Below are 15,254 nucleotides of genomic sequence, written 5' to 3' on the forward strand. Positions count from 1 at the left end.
ACCCGTCGGGACCGTGGCGGTCCCGTCGCTGGGTGTGCCGGTCATCCATGCCTCCGTCTGCTCGGAGTTCCCCCGGTGCGAGAAGCGCCCCGGGGCCACGGGGAGCATCCTGCCCCTCCGCCGCTGCGCACGCGAGCCGATCGCGCCGTGGCGTCGCCCGTCGTCACGGCTCCGACGTCAGCTCTCCAGGGCGAGCCGGGCCCCGAGGAGCAGCAGCACACCCCCGGAGACCTGCTCCAGGCGCCGCCGGACGCCCGCGCGGGAGAGCACGGCCTTCATCCGGCCGACGAACCACACATAGACACCGTAGTAACCGATCTCGTAGACCGCCCACAGCGCGGCCAGGCCCACCATGGTGGGCAGATGAGGCGCGCCCTCGGGCACGAACTGCGGCAGGAACGACATCGCGAAGATCGCCGCCTTGGGGTTGGCGAGGTTGAGCAGCAGTCCGCCCCGATACGAGGCCCAGCCGCTCTTCTCGGTCGACTTCCCCATGGTCTGCGGCCGCCCCTCGGACCGGCGGGCCTGCCACAGCGTCTGCACGCCGAAGGCGACGAGGACCACCGCGCCGACGATCCGCATGATGTCGTACGCCAGCTCCGACGCGGCGAGCAGCGCGGTCAGGCCGAAGGCGGCGACGACACCCCAGACGAAGACGCCTGTCTCGTTGCCGAGCACCGTCAGGAAGCCGGAACGCCTGCTGCGCAGGGACTCCTTGATGATCAGCACCGTGCTGGGGCCGGGCGAGGCGGCGATCAGGGTGCAGGCGCCCAGGAAGGCGAGAAGGGTGCTCGACATGCCGCCATCGTGCCCGGAGGAGGACCTGCCCGGCCAGTGCGTTTCCGGAGGGCCCGGCTAATGCTTGAGGGTTGCTCATCCGTTAGTGCTAATGCTTGTATTCGCTTGTTCCATTAAGTCACCGCCCCGAGGGAGGCGTACGACGATGCTCGTACTCGCACACATCAGTGATCTGCATCTGGACGGCGGCGACCGGGCGACCCGGCGGGCCGAGCGGGTACGGGATCTGCTGTGGGGGCTTCCCGGGCGGGTGGACGCGCTGCTGGTGACCGGGGACATCGCGGACCACGGCACGGAGGCCGAGTACGAGGAGGCGGCGCGCCTCCTGGGTCTTCGGGAGGGCGGGGCACCCTTCCCGGTGCTCACCTGCCCGGGAAACCACGACAGCCGGGCGCCCTACCGCAAGGCGCTGCTCGGGGAGGCGGCCGCCGACGGGCCGGTCAACAGCGCGCACGTCTTCACGGACGCGGCCGTACTGATGTGCGACTCCAGCATTCCGGGGCAGGACGAGGGTGAGCTGGACGCGCAGACGTACGCCTGGATCGAGGAGACACTCGACGGGCTCGACGGAGACCGGCCGGTGCTCCTCGCCTTCCACCACCCGCCGGTCGCCCTGCACCATCCGCTCCCGGACGCGTACCGGCTGGGCCGCCCCGCCGCCCTGGCCCGGCTGATGGCACGTCGGCCGGAGATCGCGGGGCTCGTCACCGGGCACGCCCACACGCCCGCGGCGACCACCTTCGCCGGGCGCCCGCTGGTCGTCGGGCCCGGGGTCACCTGGACGCTGCGGCTGCCCTGGGAGGGCGACCAGGTGGCGGACCGGGAGGCACCGCCCGGGCTCGCGTTCCACGTCCTGGACGACGAGGGCCGGCTGACCAGCCACTTCAGGGTGGCCGCGTGAACGGCTCCGCTTCGGCCCGGCGGACGCGGCTGCGGCCTTGGCTCCGGGGCCGTGTCCCGGTGCCGAGCGCCGGGAACGCGGCTCCGCGGGCCTTGCTCGTACCGATCGGTGGGACCGACGCCCGGGCGGCGGCCGGTCAGCCGGCGTGAACCGGTGACGGGAACGACAGGGCCGGCGGCCGGTCGGGGACGAAGCCGTGGGTTCGGCGGGCCAGGAACTCGGGCTTGTAACGGTCGACCTGGCGATGCCAGTTGAGGATGCCGGACAGCCAGTTCTGCAGGTCCGTCACATAGCCGTCCATGATGGTGCGCGCTTCCTTCGACAGCGCGAAGTCGTCGTACACGACCGGGAGTTCATGGGCGACGACATGCTCGAACTGCTGCATCCGCTGGGTCATCAGGTCGTGGATCACACCGAGCGCGGTCGGGTAGTCGCAGCCGAAGAAGTTCTGCACGACGAGGATCGCGTTGTGGACCTCGCCCTCGTACTCGATCTCCTTCTGGTAGGAGAAGACGTCGTTGATGAGGCACGCGTAGTCGATGGCCGCGTTCTCCAGTGAGCGGACGGGGCCGCTGCGGTAGACCTCGTCCGGGACGTGCGGGCCGTGACCCATCCGGCACATGCTCAGGGTGAGGTCGGAGCCGAAGGTGGCACGCCGCATCTCCAGGTAGTCGACGGGGTCGGGAACCCGGTTCTGGATCTGGTTGAAGACCTCCCACACCCAGCTCTCGGTCATCTTGTCGACCGTGGCCTTCAGGGTGCGCCGCTGGTCCGGGGTCATCGCCGCCGTCGTACACGCCCAGAGGTCGATGAGGCCTCGCTCCATGCCGTTGGCCGGGGCGGGGACCGGTTCCCCCTCGACGGGCATGCAGTCGGAGAGCCGGGCCGTGGTCAGGCGGGCGGCGGCGAGGTCGCGGCGGTGGCCGAAGACCAGCGGGTAGTAGTCGTCGCCGTAGGTGCCCCAGGCCAGCCACCGGGAACTGAGGTCGAGTTGTTCGGGGGTGGCGTCCGGGTCGAGGCCGGCCGAGCAGAGCGGGAGGTCGGCGGCGGCGAGCCGCTCCTCGTCCCAGACGCCCTCGCTCAGCATGCCCATCGCGTGCATCCAGGGGGTGAGGCGCTCACGGGCACCGTCCAGATGCGGGCACAGCTCCACCTGGAACGGCATGTGGAAGTCGGGCAGCCGGGACGGTCCGACCTTCTGGTACGGCACATGCGTGTGGGCACGCGACCGCTGCGCGACGGCGGTGGCGAACAGCGCCCCGGTGTCGGCGGCGGACCTGCCGAACCCGGACCCGGCGAGCAGCGCGGGTCCGGAGAGGACCGCGCCGCCGAGGTCGAGCGGGCCACGCGCGGAGGCGGCCCCCTCGTTCATGTAGCGGCTGGAGCGCATGTGCCACTCGTGACCGCCGGACTGCCAGTCCTGCAGCCCCTTCGTGTACGCCGCGACGGCCGCGACCTCGCCCGGGGGCAGGCCCTTCTCCAGGGCCAGCCCGGGTACTTCGGTGAGCGCGGTGTTCTCGAACTGGTGCAGCCGGGAGGTGAGGATGTCATTGACCGTCTCGGCGGCCTGCTGGGTGCCGCAGCCGAAGAAGGTCTCCAGTACGAGCACGCCGTTGCTGTTCTCGCCCTCCTCCTCGACCTCACGTTGGTAGGAGAACAGGTCGTTGCGCAGGTGGACGGCGTCGGAGAAGGTCTCCATCAGAACCCGCAGGGGCCTCGACTCCGCGACGGAGGCCGGTACTTCGGCGGTCGCGTACTCGACGAGTCCGGCGGACCAGGGGGCACCGCCGACCTTGCGGCGCATCTCGATGTACTCGACCGGGTTGGCGATCCGGCCCTCGTTGATGTTGGACAGCTCCCACATCGACTCGTTGAGCAGATGCTCCGTGGCCACGGCGAAGCGGCGGCGCCAGTCCATTGACATCGACGGCACCGTACGCGCCCAGAGGTCGGCGAGGCCCGCCTCGACCGGGTTCCGCGGCTCCGGCACGGGGGTGGAGAGGTCCAGCGGCATGAAGAGCGGGAGCCGGTCGAGGTGGGCCTTGCCGCCGGAGCGGTCCTGGGTGCGCTTGAAGAGCTCCAGGAAGTGGTCGTCGAAGAAGAACACCCACACGTACCAGTCGGTGATGAGCGAGAGTGCGGCACCGTCGCAGTCGGGATGCGTGTACGCGCACAGCAGACCGTAGTCGTGTGCGTCCAGGTCCTCCCGCTCCCATACGCCGGAGCCCTCCAGCATGCCCATCTGCCGTGCCCACTCGCCGGAGTGGGCACGGGCCTCTTCGAGGTGGGGGTTCAGCCGTGCGGGATACGGCATGTAGAAGTGCGGGAGTTCGAACGGCTGCGTCATGGGCGGGCCCTACCCGTCGCCTTCGGCCGGCATCCGGATGGGGGGACATGATCACACCATCGCGTGAATCCGGCCGGTTCGAGGAACGTTCCGCGTCAGGCCCTCACCTGGATCAGCGCCCTCGTCCCGCTGGTGCGCCAGCGCTGTCCCTCGGCGGCCACGAGGGCGGCCTCCGTCTCGGGCGTCAGGCCCGTGATCACGTCGGACTTGAGGGTGCGCAGGGCGGCGACGGGGCCGGGGAAGTAGGACGTGACCTCCCCGAAGGGGGTGGTCGCAGACCAGCGGCGGTCGCCCACCAGACGGCGGTAGTTGAGATCGCCCTTGAGCAGGGTCAGGTCGGCGGCGGCGAAGTCGGCGCGCAGGTCGGCCGGCATCTCGGCGTACGGGAAGGGGGCGCAGGAGAAGGGGTGGGCGCGGAGGGTCAGGCGGCCGTCCGAGAGGGCGGAGTACAGACGGTGCCCGGCCTCGGTCCCGGCGGTGACCAGGTGACGTACGGCGTCGAGGGTGTCGGCGGTGGTGGCGTCCGAGACGAAGTACGGGTACGGCTTCAGGTGCAGGACGGCGCGGTCGAAGTGGGCGTGGGCGAGGAGGTGGTCGACGAGGAGGAGGTCGGGGATCAGTTCCCGGCCCGCGTTGTCGGCCACCAGGCAGAGGGTCCGGCCGTCGGGAGAGCTTCCCGTGTCCGGGCGACCGTCGCCCCTCAGCAGGGAGAGCAGCGACTCGCTGTCGTCCGCGACCAGTGGGGAGGCGGCCGTGGATTCGCCCTCGGCGGTCTGGATGCGGAAGCCCAGGTCCGCGCGGTTGCCCCAGAGGGAACCGTGGAGGAGGGCCTTGAGCCGGTCGGGGAGGGGATGTGCGGACAGGGCGTCCAGGGCGGTGAGTTCGGCGGCCGCCTCGGGGGTGTCCAGTTCCGCGAGCTTGAAGGGGCGGAAGGGGTCGACGCCCTGCCAGGGCCCGGGCCCGAAGTAGCCGACCGCGCACAGGAGTTGGCGGTAGAAACAGCTCTCTGCGACGAGGAAGGGCAGATCGAACCAGGAGCGGCCGGCGTGGCGGCGTACGTTCCAGGTGTCCCACCAGTCGTCCTCGGCCGGCGGGGTGAGGGCTCCCTCGACCGTGTTCCGCAGCAACTCGCCGAGCGCACGGCGCTGTTGGGGACCGTACGGGGTGGCGTCCCGGACCTTGCGGATGAGGGCCGGGTGACGTTCGGCGAGGACGGCGTGCGCGAAGGAGGTGGCGTCGGCGCCGCGGATCACAGGGGCGTCAGGCATGGCCGGGGGCTCCTTCCGGGCCGGTGGGGGTACGGGGCGGGAGCTCCACCTTCCTCAGCCGCTCCTCGATGTGCTTGTGGTAACCGGCCTCGGTCCACACGTACTTCCTGAACTGGTCCGCGGTCAACGGGCCGGGCCACGGGCTGCCGGTCGGGTAGAACACCGACTCGCAGGACGCGCAGTGGTGGGCGGGGCGCCACAGACGGTCGGCGCGCTCCCTGCCCGCCGCGACGAGGGTGCGGTCGCGGGACTCGCCGCGGACCACGAGGACGGTGCCGACGAACAGCAGGACGGCGAGGACCGTGCCGCCGACCGTGTACAGGGGTTTGTCGTTCTGTACGCCGCTGTGGGCGAGGCCCGCGCCGATGCCGGCCAGGACCATGCCTTCGAGGAAGTGCATGACGCTGTCGGACTTCGACTGCGCGCCGGGGGCCTTGGCCAGCCGGTCGGACAGACCGGAGCGCGAGGACCGGGGATCGGCGCAGGCGTCGGGGACGGTACGCACCGAGGGACCCGAGGCCCCGCAGCCGGGGCAGACCGCCTCGACCGGAGCCGCGCCGGATCCCTCGCTCTTCTCAGTGGACATGGGCCTACGCTAACGGGCCGCCCCGGCGCACGAGAGCCGGCGGCCGACCGATGCCCGCTCGCATCGGTCGGCCGCCGGCAGTGGGGGGTGGCGGTCTGTGCGCCCGGCCTGTCGGCCGGGGTCTCACAAGGTCAGGCCCGGTCGCGCGGGGGCCTGGCCCGGTCGGGCAGGGGTCCGGCCCGGTCTCAGAAGGTCAGCTTCCAGCTGTTGAGGCGGCCGGTGTCCGCCGACGCCACGTCCTGGACGCGGAGCTTCCAGGTGCCGTTCGCGGTCTCGCTGGACGCGTTCACCGAGTAGGTGGTGTTCAGGTTGTCGGCGGAGTCCGAGGAGGAGGACTTCAGACGGTAGGTCGAGCCGTCGGGGGCCACCAGGTCGATGACCAGGTCACCGCGGTAGGTGTGGGTGATGTCCACGCCGACCTGGAGGGCCGAGGGCGCGTTGCCGGTACGGCCGGTCACGGAGATGGAGGACTCGATCGCCGAGCCGTTGTCCGGGATGGCGACGGCCGTGGCGTTGGTGAAGGTGGTGCCCCCCGTGGAGCCCCCGCCGGAGCCGCCGGTCACCGCCTGCACCGTCTTGGCCGCGTCGGCGAGGCCGGCGCCGCAGCCACCGGAGCACGTACCGGGCAGAGCACGCGCGTTGGTCTTGATGGCGGACTCGATCTGGGCCGGGGTCAGCGAGGAACTGGCCGACTTCAGCAGTGCGGCGAGGCCCGCGATGTGCGGGGCGGCCATGCTGGTGCCCTGGTAGTAGTCGTACGACTCGCTGCCGGGGGTCGAGGCGCCCGCGTTCAGCGTCGACAGGATGCCGTTGGACGTGACGGTCCGTGTCTCGCCGCCGGGGGCCGCGATGTCGACGGCCGAACCGAAGTTGGAGTAGTACGAGCGGGAGCCGGCCCGGTTGGTGGCCGCCACCGAGATCACGTTGTTGCAACTGGCCGGCGAGTAGTTGGCCGCGTTGGCGTTGCTGTTGCCCGCCGCGACGACGACCGTGGTGCCGCGGTTCACGGCGGCGTTGATCGCGCTCTGGGTCGCGGAGGTGCAGGCGCCGCCACCGCCGAGGCTCATGTTGATGACCTTGGCGACGTTGGTGTTGGCGGGCACACCCGAGACGGCGCCGCCGGACGCCCAGGTGATGGCGTCGATGATGTCGGAGTCGTAGCCGCCGCACTTGCCGAGGACGCGGACCGGGGAGACCTTGGCGCCGTAGGCGATACCGGCGACACCCTTGTTGTTGTTGGTGGTGGCGGCGATGGTGCCGGCGACGTGCGTGCCGTGCCAGGAGGACGTCTGTCCCTCCACCTGCCCGCACTCCCCGTCCGCGTACCAGTCGCCCGGGTCCGCCGGGTTGCTGTCGCGACCGTTGCCGTCGACGGAGACCTCGGTGTCGGCGATGAAGTCGTAGCCGCCGACGATGTTCGCGGCGAGGTCCGAGTGGGCGACGTAACCGGTGTCGATGACGGCGACCGTCACCCCGGAACCGGTGGTCTTGTCCCAGGCGCCCGGCACGTTCATGCCCGCCGTGGACTCGAAGAGGTCCCACTGCTTGTTGTACTCGGTGTCGTTCGGGGTGGCCAGCGGCTTGTTCAGCCGGTCCGGGACGACGTAGGCGACCTGCGGGTCGGCCTGGTACTCGGCGATGACGTCGGCGACGTCCGTCTTGGTGAGGTCCTCGCCCAGGTCGACCAGGGCCGCACCGCTGCCGAGGCGGCGCTGGAAGTCGAGTCTCTCGCCGGCTTCCTTGCCCTTGGCCGCGGCGTCGGCGTCGGCGGCCTTGTTCGACGTGGCCTCGGCCGCGCCGGACTTGTAGCCGACGATCAGGCGCTCGGCGGTGGTGCCCGGGGCTGCCTCGGTGGCACCGGCGAGGGCGGGGGCTGCGTCGGCCTTCGCGGGGGCGGCGACGGCGACCGAGGAGGTCATGCCCGCCACCAGGGCGACGGAGACAGCGGCGACGGATATGAGCTTCCGTCCGGTGGTACGAGAGGTGGAGGTACGCAAGGGCTTCGCCTTTCGTGGCCTGCTCATGTCAGGGGAGGAGCGGCAAGGAAGCGCTTCATCGTCGAAGCGGCGGGGGTCCAGAAAGGGATGGCGCTGAAGACCGGCCGAGCGCGAGCCGTCCACCAGGGGTTACCTATGGTTCGGCTGTGCGATGACATTAGGCAAAGCCGGATCATGGGGATACGGGGAAAACCCTCGACCCCTCGGGGAACTCCCCTATGCCGTACGGCAGTCGGAGCGCGGATGTGCCGCTTCGCCGCGTTTGCCGACGCTTTGCCAGGGCAGGGCGCCTGGCGCGGTCCGACCGGTCGAACGCGGCTCCGGCGCTGAACGCGACGCCTCCGGCTCCCGTACGACTCCGTGGACCGCCAGACCCGACCTCATGGATCGGACGTATCGGATGAACCGCTTGTCCGCCCGCGCCGGCACGACCGGCCGCGCCGCCGGCCGCCGCACGACCGGCCGCCGCGCCGTCGGCCGCCGGGCTCCGGTCACGACCGCCGTCACGACCGCCACCGTCGTGGTTCCCCTGCTCCTCACCGTGGCGGCCGGCACCCCGGCGTGGGCGCACGGCGCCCCCACGGATCCGGTGAGCCGGGTGTCGGCGTGCTCGCCCGGGGGCGACGGTCAGGGGTCGGCGGCGTGCAGGGCGGCGATCGCCGCCAACGGCGCGCCCTTCACCGCGTGGGACAACCTGCGGATCGCCGGGGTGAACGGAAGGGACCGGGAGGTCGTCCCGGACGGGGAGCTGTGCAGCGGAGGTCTCGCGGCCTACAAGGGGCTCGACTTGGCGCGCGCCGACTGGCCCTCGACCCGCCTCTCCCCCGGCAGCACGCTGAACCTGACCTACCGGTCGACCATCCCGCACACCGGGACCTTCAAGCTGTTCCTGACGAAGCCGGGCTACGACCCCACGGAACCGCTGACGTGGTCCGACCTGCCCGAGAGGCCGTTCGCCTCGGTCACCGACCCCCCGTTGCGCGACGGCTCGTACCGGTTCTCGGCGAAGCTGCCGGCGGACCGGTCCGGGCACCACGTCCTGTACACGATCTGGCAGAACACGAGCACGGTGGACACCTACTACTCGTGCTCGGACGTGGTGTTCCCGAAGGCGAAGCAGACCGACTCACGGGCATCCGCGGGGGGTTCGGACGAGACGCCCGCCGAGGCCGGGAAGCCTGCCGCGAGCAAGCCGACGGCCCAGGAGTCGACGGCCGAGGAGTCGACGCCCGCCGCGTCCGCGTCCACGGGGACGGAGTCACCCGAGGCGCCGCCCGCCGGCTCCGACACCGGCACTGAGGCGGGGGCGCGAGCGGCCGACCCCGGCAGCCCCGTCGCCTCCACGACCGACGAAAGCGGCGCCCTGGTGCCGCTGGTGGCGGGCGGAGCCACGGTGTCGGTGCTCGCCGTGGCCACCGCCCTCCTCCTGCGTGGACGTGGGCGCCGCTCCCGGGTCGGCGACAGGCCGAGCGGGTGACCGGGTCACCGGCCGACCGATCGGCCTGTCGTCGGATCAGTTGGTGAAGACCGACGCGCCGCCCTGGTTGGCGTCCGTGACGGGTGCGTACTTCGCCGTGAAGTAGCCGGTGGCGAAGCACAGGGAGGAGCCCGAGGTCTTCGTGAACGGCTGGCTGGTGAAGTTGATGCTGTTGTCGGTGTTGTCGGAGGTGCCGCTGATGCTGGGCGCCTGGTAGACGCAGTTGATCGTGCCCAGCAGGGTGCTCAGCACCACGGTGGTCTGGATGACGGAGCCGGAGGCCGGGCTGACCGTGACCACGCCGTCCGAGCTCACGGTGGTGGTGTAGGGCAGGTTGTTGACCGTGATGCTCCTGACGCCGGTGACACCGAAGACGTTGCTGGTGCAGTTACCGAACGTGTGGGCGTCGACCTGCTCGGTGGCGACGCCGGGCGCGGCCGGGTTGTCGGTGACCGTCGCGGTGAAGGTCGAGGAAGCGCAGGAGACGCCGCTCGTGCCCGTCGCGCTGGAGTAGAACTTGCCGGTCGTACCCGACGCCAGCGAGGCGTTGAGCACGTCGCCGACCGCGACCGCGTCGCCGGCGGGGCCGCCGGTGGTGAGCACGGTGTCGGCGGCGGAGGCGGGGCTGACGGCCGCGACCATCAGGGCGGCGGTGCCGGCGGCGAGGGCAAGGAGGGATCGCGTACGCATGGGGTGCCTCTTCTCAGGAAGTGGGGGCCGCGGGTGACGGCCCCCGGAAGGTGCGGGTGACAGCCCTCGGAAGAGCGCGGGCTGGGTGAGATGCGCGCGGGCCGGCACCGTTCGCGCGGGGTAACGCGGCGATGCCGCACGGCGGCCGTACGGTCGCCGCCGATCCGTGGCACGCCTTCTCCGTACGCGACGCGGATCGACAGCGACAGCCGGGGACCGGGCACGGCCCAGTGGAGGGGAAGGCGACCGTGCCCGGCACCGCGGCGAGAGGGGTGGTGCTGCGTCGGGCCGCGCGGCGCGTTCGGGTGGTGTCACCCACGCCCTGTCGGCGACGGGACGTTCGGGACGGTGACATGCGCTGCGCGTCGGATCCGGCGCCACGGATCCGTTGGGGGAAACCCGGGAGAGTTGTAGACCTGAGGATGAGTCAACGTCAAGACCTGCAAGGCAAGTTGGTGCCGTGCGATCGACCCCGTGAGGCATGGGACCGAAGGTCACCGGACATAAAACCAAAGGTGAGAGATGTTCATGTTTCACAGGTGTGGCACAACCAACATCCTTTTGTCACAAGCGCCTTGACCCTTGAATGTAACCACCGGTAACTTCGCGAGTGGCTACTGCGGCGTAGCAAGTAAGTCCTTGCACCCCACGGGAGGTGTGCTCAGGCGTGCGTCGCAACCGCTGTCCGCGCCAGGACAACGTGCTGTTGGCGGGGCGCTCAGCCCCATCTGCAATGACTTGGAAGTCCAGGGAGCACACATGGCCTCGTCCTCGGACGCCACGGCGTCCACCACTGAAAGACCCGAGGGTCCCGAAGCGTCCGGCAGACGCGGGCGGGTCCGCCTGAAGCGCGCAGCCGTGATGGCGGTGCCGGCCACGGCGGTCGCCGCCGGTCTGATGATCCTCACCGCACAGGGCGCTCTGGGCGTCCAGTTCGCGATCTCCGGCATGCCGTTCGTCGTCACCGCCGACAAGCTCGAGGGCCAGGGCTTCGCCCAGTTCGGGGCGTTGGACCACATGATCGAGAACAGCCCCAACGAGGGCGACACCGGCGGTCAGGTGCTGGTCGTGACCTCGGTCGTGAAGAGCGGCAAGCTCACCAACCTCTGCCAGAGCGTCGACCTCGGCGGCATCCAGCTCGTTCTCAGCGCCGGCAACAAGGGCACGCCGGTGAGTGTGAAGAACCTGGCGATCGACTCGGACGACATCAAGGGCGACGCCTCGTTCAACAACATCGAGATCGGCCGTGACTCCAGCACGTTCGACAAGGTCGACCAGCAGGGTCCCCGGGGTGTCTACGGCCAGCAGGCCGACTCGGTCACCATCACCGATCTGTACCAGCACAACTACGCCGCCACCGCGGCCGTCTTCAAGCTCCCCGACCTGCACATGAGGTTCCAGAGCGAGGGCTGCGACTAGTGAACGGCTTCCGGGAATGGAGGGGTCACCGGCCGTTCACCGGTGGCCTGCTGCTGGCACTGGGCGGCGCCGAGATCCTGATCACCATGAAGGCGCCGCTGCCGGTCATCCTGAAGATCGGAATGCAGGGGCTGGCCGGCTATCTCCTGCCCTCGCTGATGATCGTGTGCGGGTTGCTGATCGTCTTCAACCCCGCCCAGCGCCTGTTCTACTCCATCCTCGGGATCATGCTCTCGCTGGGCACCTGGCTCACGTCCAACATCGGCGGGTTCGTCGTCGGCCTGCTGTTGGGTGCGGTGGGCAGCACGCTCGCCTTCGGGTGGCTGCCTGATCAGGAGCCTCGACGGAAACGTTCCGCTGAGAAGTTGCAGAAGCCGGAGGAGCCGGAGAAGCAGGCGGCGGAGCTCGGGCAGTCGGGGTAGTCCGGCGCGTACGCGTAGTGCGTGGCAGTTCACGCGGTTCCCCGCGCCCGCCGGACGGCGGCGCGGGGTTCGGCGTTCACGGGGTGGATGCGGGTGCCGCCCGAGTCAGGGCCGAGCGGAGGCGTTCCGTGTTCGTCCAGTAGCGGTCGTGGGAGAGCGGGACGCGCCAGTAGAGGCCGGGGCCCGAGGTGCGGCGCAGGGGCGGGACGGCCACATGGCTGCCCCGGCCGAGGACCTGGACGTCGGTGAGCCGCCACTCGGTGGCGTCGCCCGGTAGGACCAGCCAGTACATGATCCCGCCGTAGCCGTCCTTGATCACGGCTCCCGTGTCGTCGCCGAGGGACTTCAGCGCGAGCGCGCCGAGGGCGACCGGCACGCGTACGGCGTTCCACCAGCGCCCGGCCGGCACGGTACGAACTTCGGGGCTGTAGAAGGACATCCAGCGCGGGGCCCTGCTGACCGTCATGGCACTCACCGGCTCTTCATGGGGGGTGAGGCCGATCCTAGGAGCCGGTCCCGAAGCCGACTTGCGAGTACGCGCAGGGAAGTTGCCGTCGTACGCAGCGCGTGGCACGTGATCTCGCCCGGCGACGCTACCAAGCCGTAGCGTGACCGGGCTTGCACGTTGTGCTGTTGGACCGTACCTCGACCGCAGGAGGACCCCCATGGGCGACGCCAGCCCCCTGGTGATTGACGCGACCGGCCGTGACATCCACGGTGAGGCCGCCCGTATCCGTGAGACGGGTCCGGCGACCCGGGTCGCGCTGCCAGGGCCGCACGATGTCGTGGCCTGGGCGGTCAGCAGCCCCGAGCTGCTCAAGCGACTGCTCACCGATCCCCGGGTGTCGAAGGACGCACGGCGGCACTGGCCGAGGTTCGCCGCCGGTGAGATCACGCCGGAGTGGCCGCTGTTCACCTGGGTGGCCGTGCAGAACATGTTCACCGCGTACGGCGGTGACCACAAACGGTTGCGGATCCTGGTCTCCAAGGCGTTCACGGCCCGTCGGACCGCCGCGCTGCAGCCGCGCATCGAGGAGATCACCAAGCAGTTGCTCGACCGCGTGGAGGAGGGCTTCCGGCGTGGGGAGACGGTCGATCTGCGGAAGGAGTTCTGCTACCCGCTGCCGATCCAGGTGATCAGTGAGCTGTTCGGGCTGCCCGAGGAACGGGGCCTGGTGCTCAAGGAGTTGGTGGACAAGCTGTTTGACACCTCCGCCGGACCGGGTGAGATGACCGCCGCCTACGAGCGGATGTACGGCGTGTTGGGCGAACTCGTCGCCGACAAGCGGGAGTCACCGGGCGACGACCTCACCAGCGGGCTGATCGCGGCCCGCGACGAGGACGACACCCGGCTCAGCGAGCAGGAGCTGCTCGACACCCTGGTGCTGGTGGTCAGCGCCGGGCACGAGACCACGGTCAACCTGCTCGACCAGGCCGTGCACTCCCTGCTGACCCACCCCGAGCAGCTCGCCCACGTCCGCGAGGGCCGGGCAACCTGGGACGACGTGATCGAGGAGACCCTGCGGGTGCAGGCGCCGGTGGCGAGCCTGCCGCTGCGCTACGCGGTGGAGGACCTCGACCTCGCCGAGTTCGGGGGCCCCGAAGGCGTGGTGATCGCCAAGGGCGAGCCGATCCTCGCCGCGTACGCGGCCGCCGGGCGCGACCCCGAGCGCCACGGGAAGGACGCCGACGTCTTCGACGTCACCCGTGCCGACAAGGAGCACCTCGCCTTCGGCCACGGCGTGCACTACTGCCTGGGCGCCCCGCTCGGCCGGATGGAGGCCCGCATCGCGCTCCCGGCGCTCTTCGAGCGCTTCCCGTCGCTGCGCCTGGGCGCCACGACGGAGGAGTTGGGCCATGTGGAGTCCTTCATCTCCAACGGCCACCGCCGCCTCCCCGTACGCGGCGCCTGAGGAACCGCGCCCTGGCGAGGCCCGGCGCCGCGCCTCCGCCAGGGCCCTGCCGGGCCCCCGGTGGACACCGGGGGCGGGACGGTCACTCGCCGCGCCACCAGGCCAGTAGTCGGGCCCAGCCGTTCTTCGGGCGGGTGGGCTGCTGGTGTGGCCGGGGGGCTCGGGTGTAGGGGCCGCCCGGTCGGCTCATGGGTGAGGCGGGTGGCTCGGCGGTGGCTCCGACCACGGGTGCCGGCGGGAACGTCACCGGCAGCGCGGCGAGCGCCCGGTGGAAGGGGCCCGGACGCCACTCCAACCGACCCACCGGTACGCCGAGTTCGACGTCCGGCAGCCGGTCGAGGAGCTTCTCCACCGCCACCGAGGCGATCAGCCGGGCCTCGCTGCGCGCCGGGCAGTGGTGCGGGCCCGCGCTCCAGGCGAGGTGGGCCCGGTTGCCCGCCCGCTGGTCGTTCGCCAGGGCCGGGTCGGTGTTGGCGGCGGCCAGCGAGACGACGACCGGGTCACCGGCCTTCAGCAGCGCGCCCTCGTACATCACATCCCGCTTGGGGTAGTGCACCGCGTAGTTGGCCATCGGCGGGTCGGTCCACAGCACCTCGTCCAGCGCGTCCTCGACGGGCAGGCTGCCGCCGGAGAGGTCGCCGGCGAAGCGGTCGTCGGAGAGCAGCAGCCGCAGCCCGTTGGCGATGAGGTTCTGCTGCGGTTCGGTGCCCGCGCCCATGAGGAGGACGAGGGTGTGGATCATCTCCTCGTCCGTGAGTCGCGCCGGGTGCAGGGTGAGCCAGGACGTCACGTCCGGCCCGGGTTGCTTCCGCTTCAGCGCGACCAGGTGGAAGAGCGTGGTGGTGAGCAGTTCGTTGGCCCGTTCGGCGTCCACCCCGTCGAAGATGCCGGACATGCCCTCGACCAGCTTCAGCCCCAGCTCGGCCGGGCAGCCGAAGAGGTGGTTGAAGACGAGCAGGGGCAGGACCTGGGCGTACTCGCCGAGGAGGTCCGCCCTGCCGGTGGGCGCGAACCGGTCGATCAGGGTGTCGGCGCTGCGCTCGACGTAGCCGCGCAGGGTGTTGGGTTCGACCCGGGCCAGGCTGTCGGTGATGGCGCCGCGCAGCCGCCGGTGCTCCTCGCCGTCGGAGAACAGGGCGTTGGGCCGGTACATCATCATCGGGACGACGGGGCTGTCCGGGGGCACCGTGCCGTCGTTCAGGTCGTTCCAGCGGCGCGGGTCCTTGGCGAAGGTCTCCGTGCTCCGCAGGACGTGCAGGGCGGCCCCGTACGAGGTGACGAGGGTGGCCCGGACCCCGGGGGCCAGCTCGACGGGTGTGGTCGGCCCGGTCGTGCGCGCCCTCCGGTAGAACTCGGCCGGGTCGGCGGCGAACTCCGGCCCGTACATGGGCTGGTGGGCCGGGCAGCCCGGGGGCGGGCCGGACGGCGACGCGGCG

General features: G+C 71.0%; 13 protein-coding genes. 5 read left to right on the plus strand and 8 right to left on the minus strand.

The features are described 5' to 3' along the window. Nucleotides 1–177 precede the first annotated feature (177 nt). Complete coding sequence (locus ACFY9I_RS28035; RefSeq protein ID WP_391006473.1) at nucleotides 178–798, minus strand: LysE family transporter; 621 nt, start codon at nucleotides 796–798, stop codon at nucleotides 178–180. 145 nt (nucleotides 799–943) lie between these two features. On the opposite strand from ACFY9I_RS28035, the gene ACFY9I_RS28040 reads away from it, so the two are divergent. After that, nucleotides 944–1,699 (plus strand): metallophosphoesterase, encoded by a 756-nt coding sequence (locus ACFY9I_RS28040; RefSeq protein ID WP_391006476.1) that lies wholly within the window; start codon nucleotides 944–946, stop codon nucleotides 1,697–1,699. A 136-nt stretch (nucleotides 1,700–1,835) separates the two neighbouring features. Here the strand turns inward: ACFY9I_RS28040 and cyc2 are convergent, their stop codons facing one another. From cyc2 to ACFY9I_RS28060, 4 genes are all read right to left on the minus strand, one after another. Continuing rightward, on the minus strand, nucleotides 1,836–4,046 hold the full coding sequence (gene cyc2, locus ACFY9I_RS28045; protein WP_391006478.1) for a germacradienol/geosmin synthase Cyc2: 2,211 nt from the start codon (nucleotides 4,044–4,046) through the stop codon (nucleotides 1,836–1,838). 95 nt (nucleotides 4,047–4,141) lie between these two features. After that, complete coding sequence (locus tag ACFY9I_RS28050; protein WP_391006480.1) at nucleotides 4,142–5,314, minus strand: ARMT1-like domain-containing protein; 1,173 nt, start codon at nucleotides 5,312–5,314, stop codon at nucleotides 4,142–4,144. After that, entirely contained in the window at nucleotides 5,307–5,900 is a 594-nt protein-coding gene (locus tag ACFY9I_RS28055; protein ID WP_391006483.1) for a hypothetical protein, read from the minus strand. Before ACFY9I_RS28055 ends, ACFY9I_RS28050 begins: the two co-directional genes overlap by 8 nt. Before the next feature lie 185 nt (nucleotides 5,901–6,085). Beyond that, nucleotides 6,086–7,897, minus strand: a complete 1,812-nt coding sequence (locus ACFY9I_RS28060; protein WP_391006486.1) for a S8 family serine peptidase — start codon at nucleotides 7,895–7,897, stop codon at nucleotides 6,086–6,088. Between the two features lie 400 nt (nucleotides 7,898–8,297). Between ACFY9I_RS28060 and ACFY9I_RS28065 the strand changes: the two genes are divergently transcribed. Beyond that, complete coding sequence (locus ACFY9I_RS28065) at nucleotides 8,298–9,374, plus strand: lytic polysaccharide monooxygenase (RefSeq protein ID WP_391006489.1); 1,077 nt, start codon at nucleotides 8,298–8,300, stop codon at nucleotides 9,372–9,374. Between the two features lie 36 nt (nucleotides 9,375–9,410). On the opposite strand, the gene ACFY9I_RS28070 is transcribed toward ACFY9I_RS28065, so the two are convergent. Continuing rightward, nucleotides 9,411–10,064: a Tat pathway signal sequence domain protein gene (locus ACFY9I_RS28070; protein ID WP_391006492.1), complete on the minus strand. Its 654-nt coding sequence runs from the start codon at nucleotides 10,062–10,064 to the stop codon at nucleotides 9,411–9,413. A 759-nt stretch (nucleotides 10,065–10,823) separates the two neighbouring features. On the opposite strand from ACFY9I_RS28070, the gene ACFY9I_RS28075 reads away from it, so the two are divergent. Beyond that, nucleotides 10,824–11,483 carry a DUF6230 family protein gene (locus ACFY9I_RS28075; protein WP_391006495.1) on the plus strand — a complete coding sequence of 220 codons (660 nt, stop codon included), beginning with the start codon at nucleotides 10,824–10,826 and terminating at the stop codon, nucleotides 11,481–11,483. Then, a complete protein-coding gene (locus ACFY9I_RS28080; RefSeq protein ID WP_391006498.1) occupies nucleotides 11,483–11,905 on the plus strand; it encodes a DUF6114 domain-containing protein in 423 nt (140 codons plus the stop codon). Before ACFY9I_RS28075 ends, ACFY9I_RS28080 begins: the two co-directional genes overlap by 1 nt. Before the next feature lie 76 nt (nucleotides 11,906–11,981). Here the strand turns inward: ACFY9I_RS28080 and ACFY9I_RS28085 are convergent, their stop codons facing one another. Beyond that, nucleotides 11,982–12,371, minus strand: a complete 390-nt coding sequence (locus ACFY9I_RS28085; protein WP_391006501.1) for a hypothetical protein — start codon at nucleotides 12,369–12,371, stop codon at nucleotides 11,982–11,984. Nucleotides 12,372–12,570: 199 nt separating this feature from the next. On the opposite strand from ACFY9I_RS28085, the gene ACFY9I_RS28090 reads away from it, so the two are divergent. Further along, nucleotides 12,571–13,818 carry a cytochrome P450 gene (locus ACFY9I_RS28090; RefSeq protein WP_391006504.1) on the plus strand — a complete coding sequence of 416 codons (1,248 nt, stop codon included), beginning with the start codon at nucleotides 12,571–12,573 and terminating at the stop codon, nucleotides 13,816–13,818. 82 nt (nucleotides 13,819–13,900) lie between these two features. Here ACFY9I_RS28090 and ACFY9I_RS28095 read toward each other — a convergent pair whose 3' ends face one another. Then, nucleotides 13,901–15,205 carry a cytochrome P450 gene (locus ACFY9I_RS28095; RefSeq protein ID WP_391006662.1) on the minus strand — a complete coding sequence of 435 codons (1,305 nt, stop codon included), beginning with the start codon at nucleotides 15,203–15,205 and terminating at the stop codon, nucleotides 13,901–13,903. Nucleotides 15,206–15,254: the final 49 nt, after the last annotated feature.

The sequence above is a fragment of the Streptomyces sp. NPDC012510 genome (assembly GCF_042955065.1).
In the GTDB taxonomy this organism is placed as follows: Bacteria; Actinomycetota; Actinomycetes; order Streptomycetales; family Streptomycetaceae; genus Streptomyces.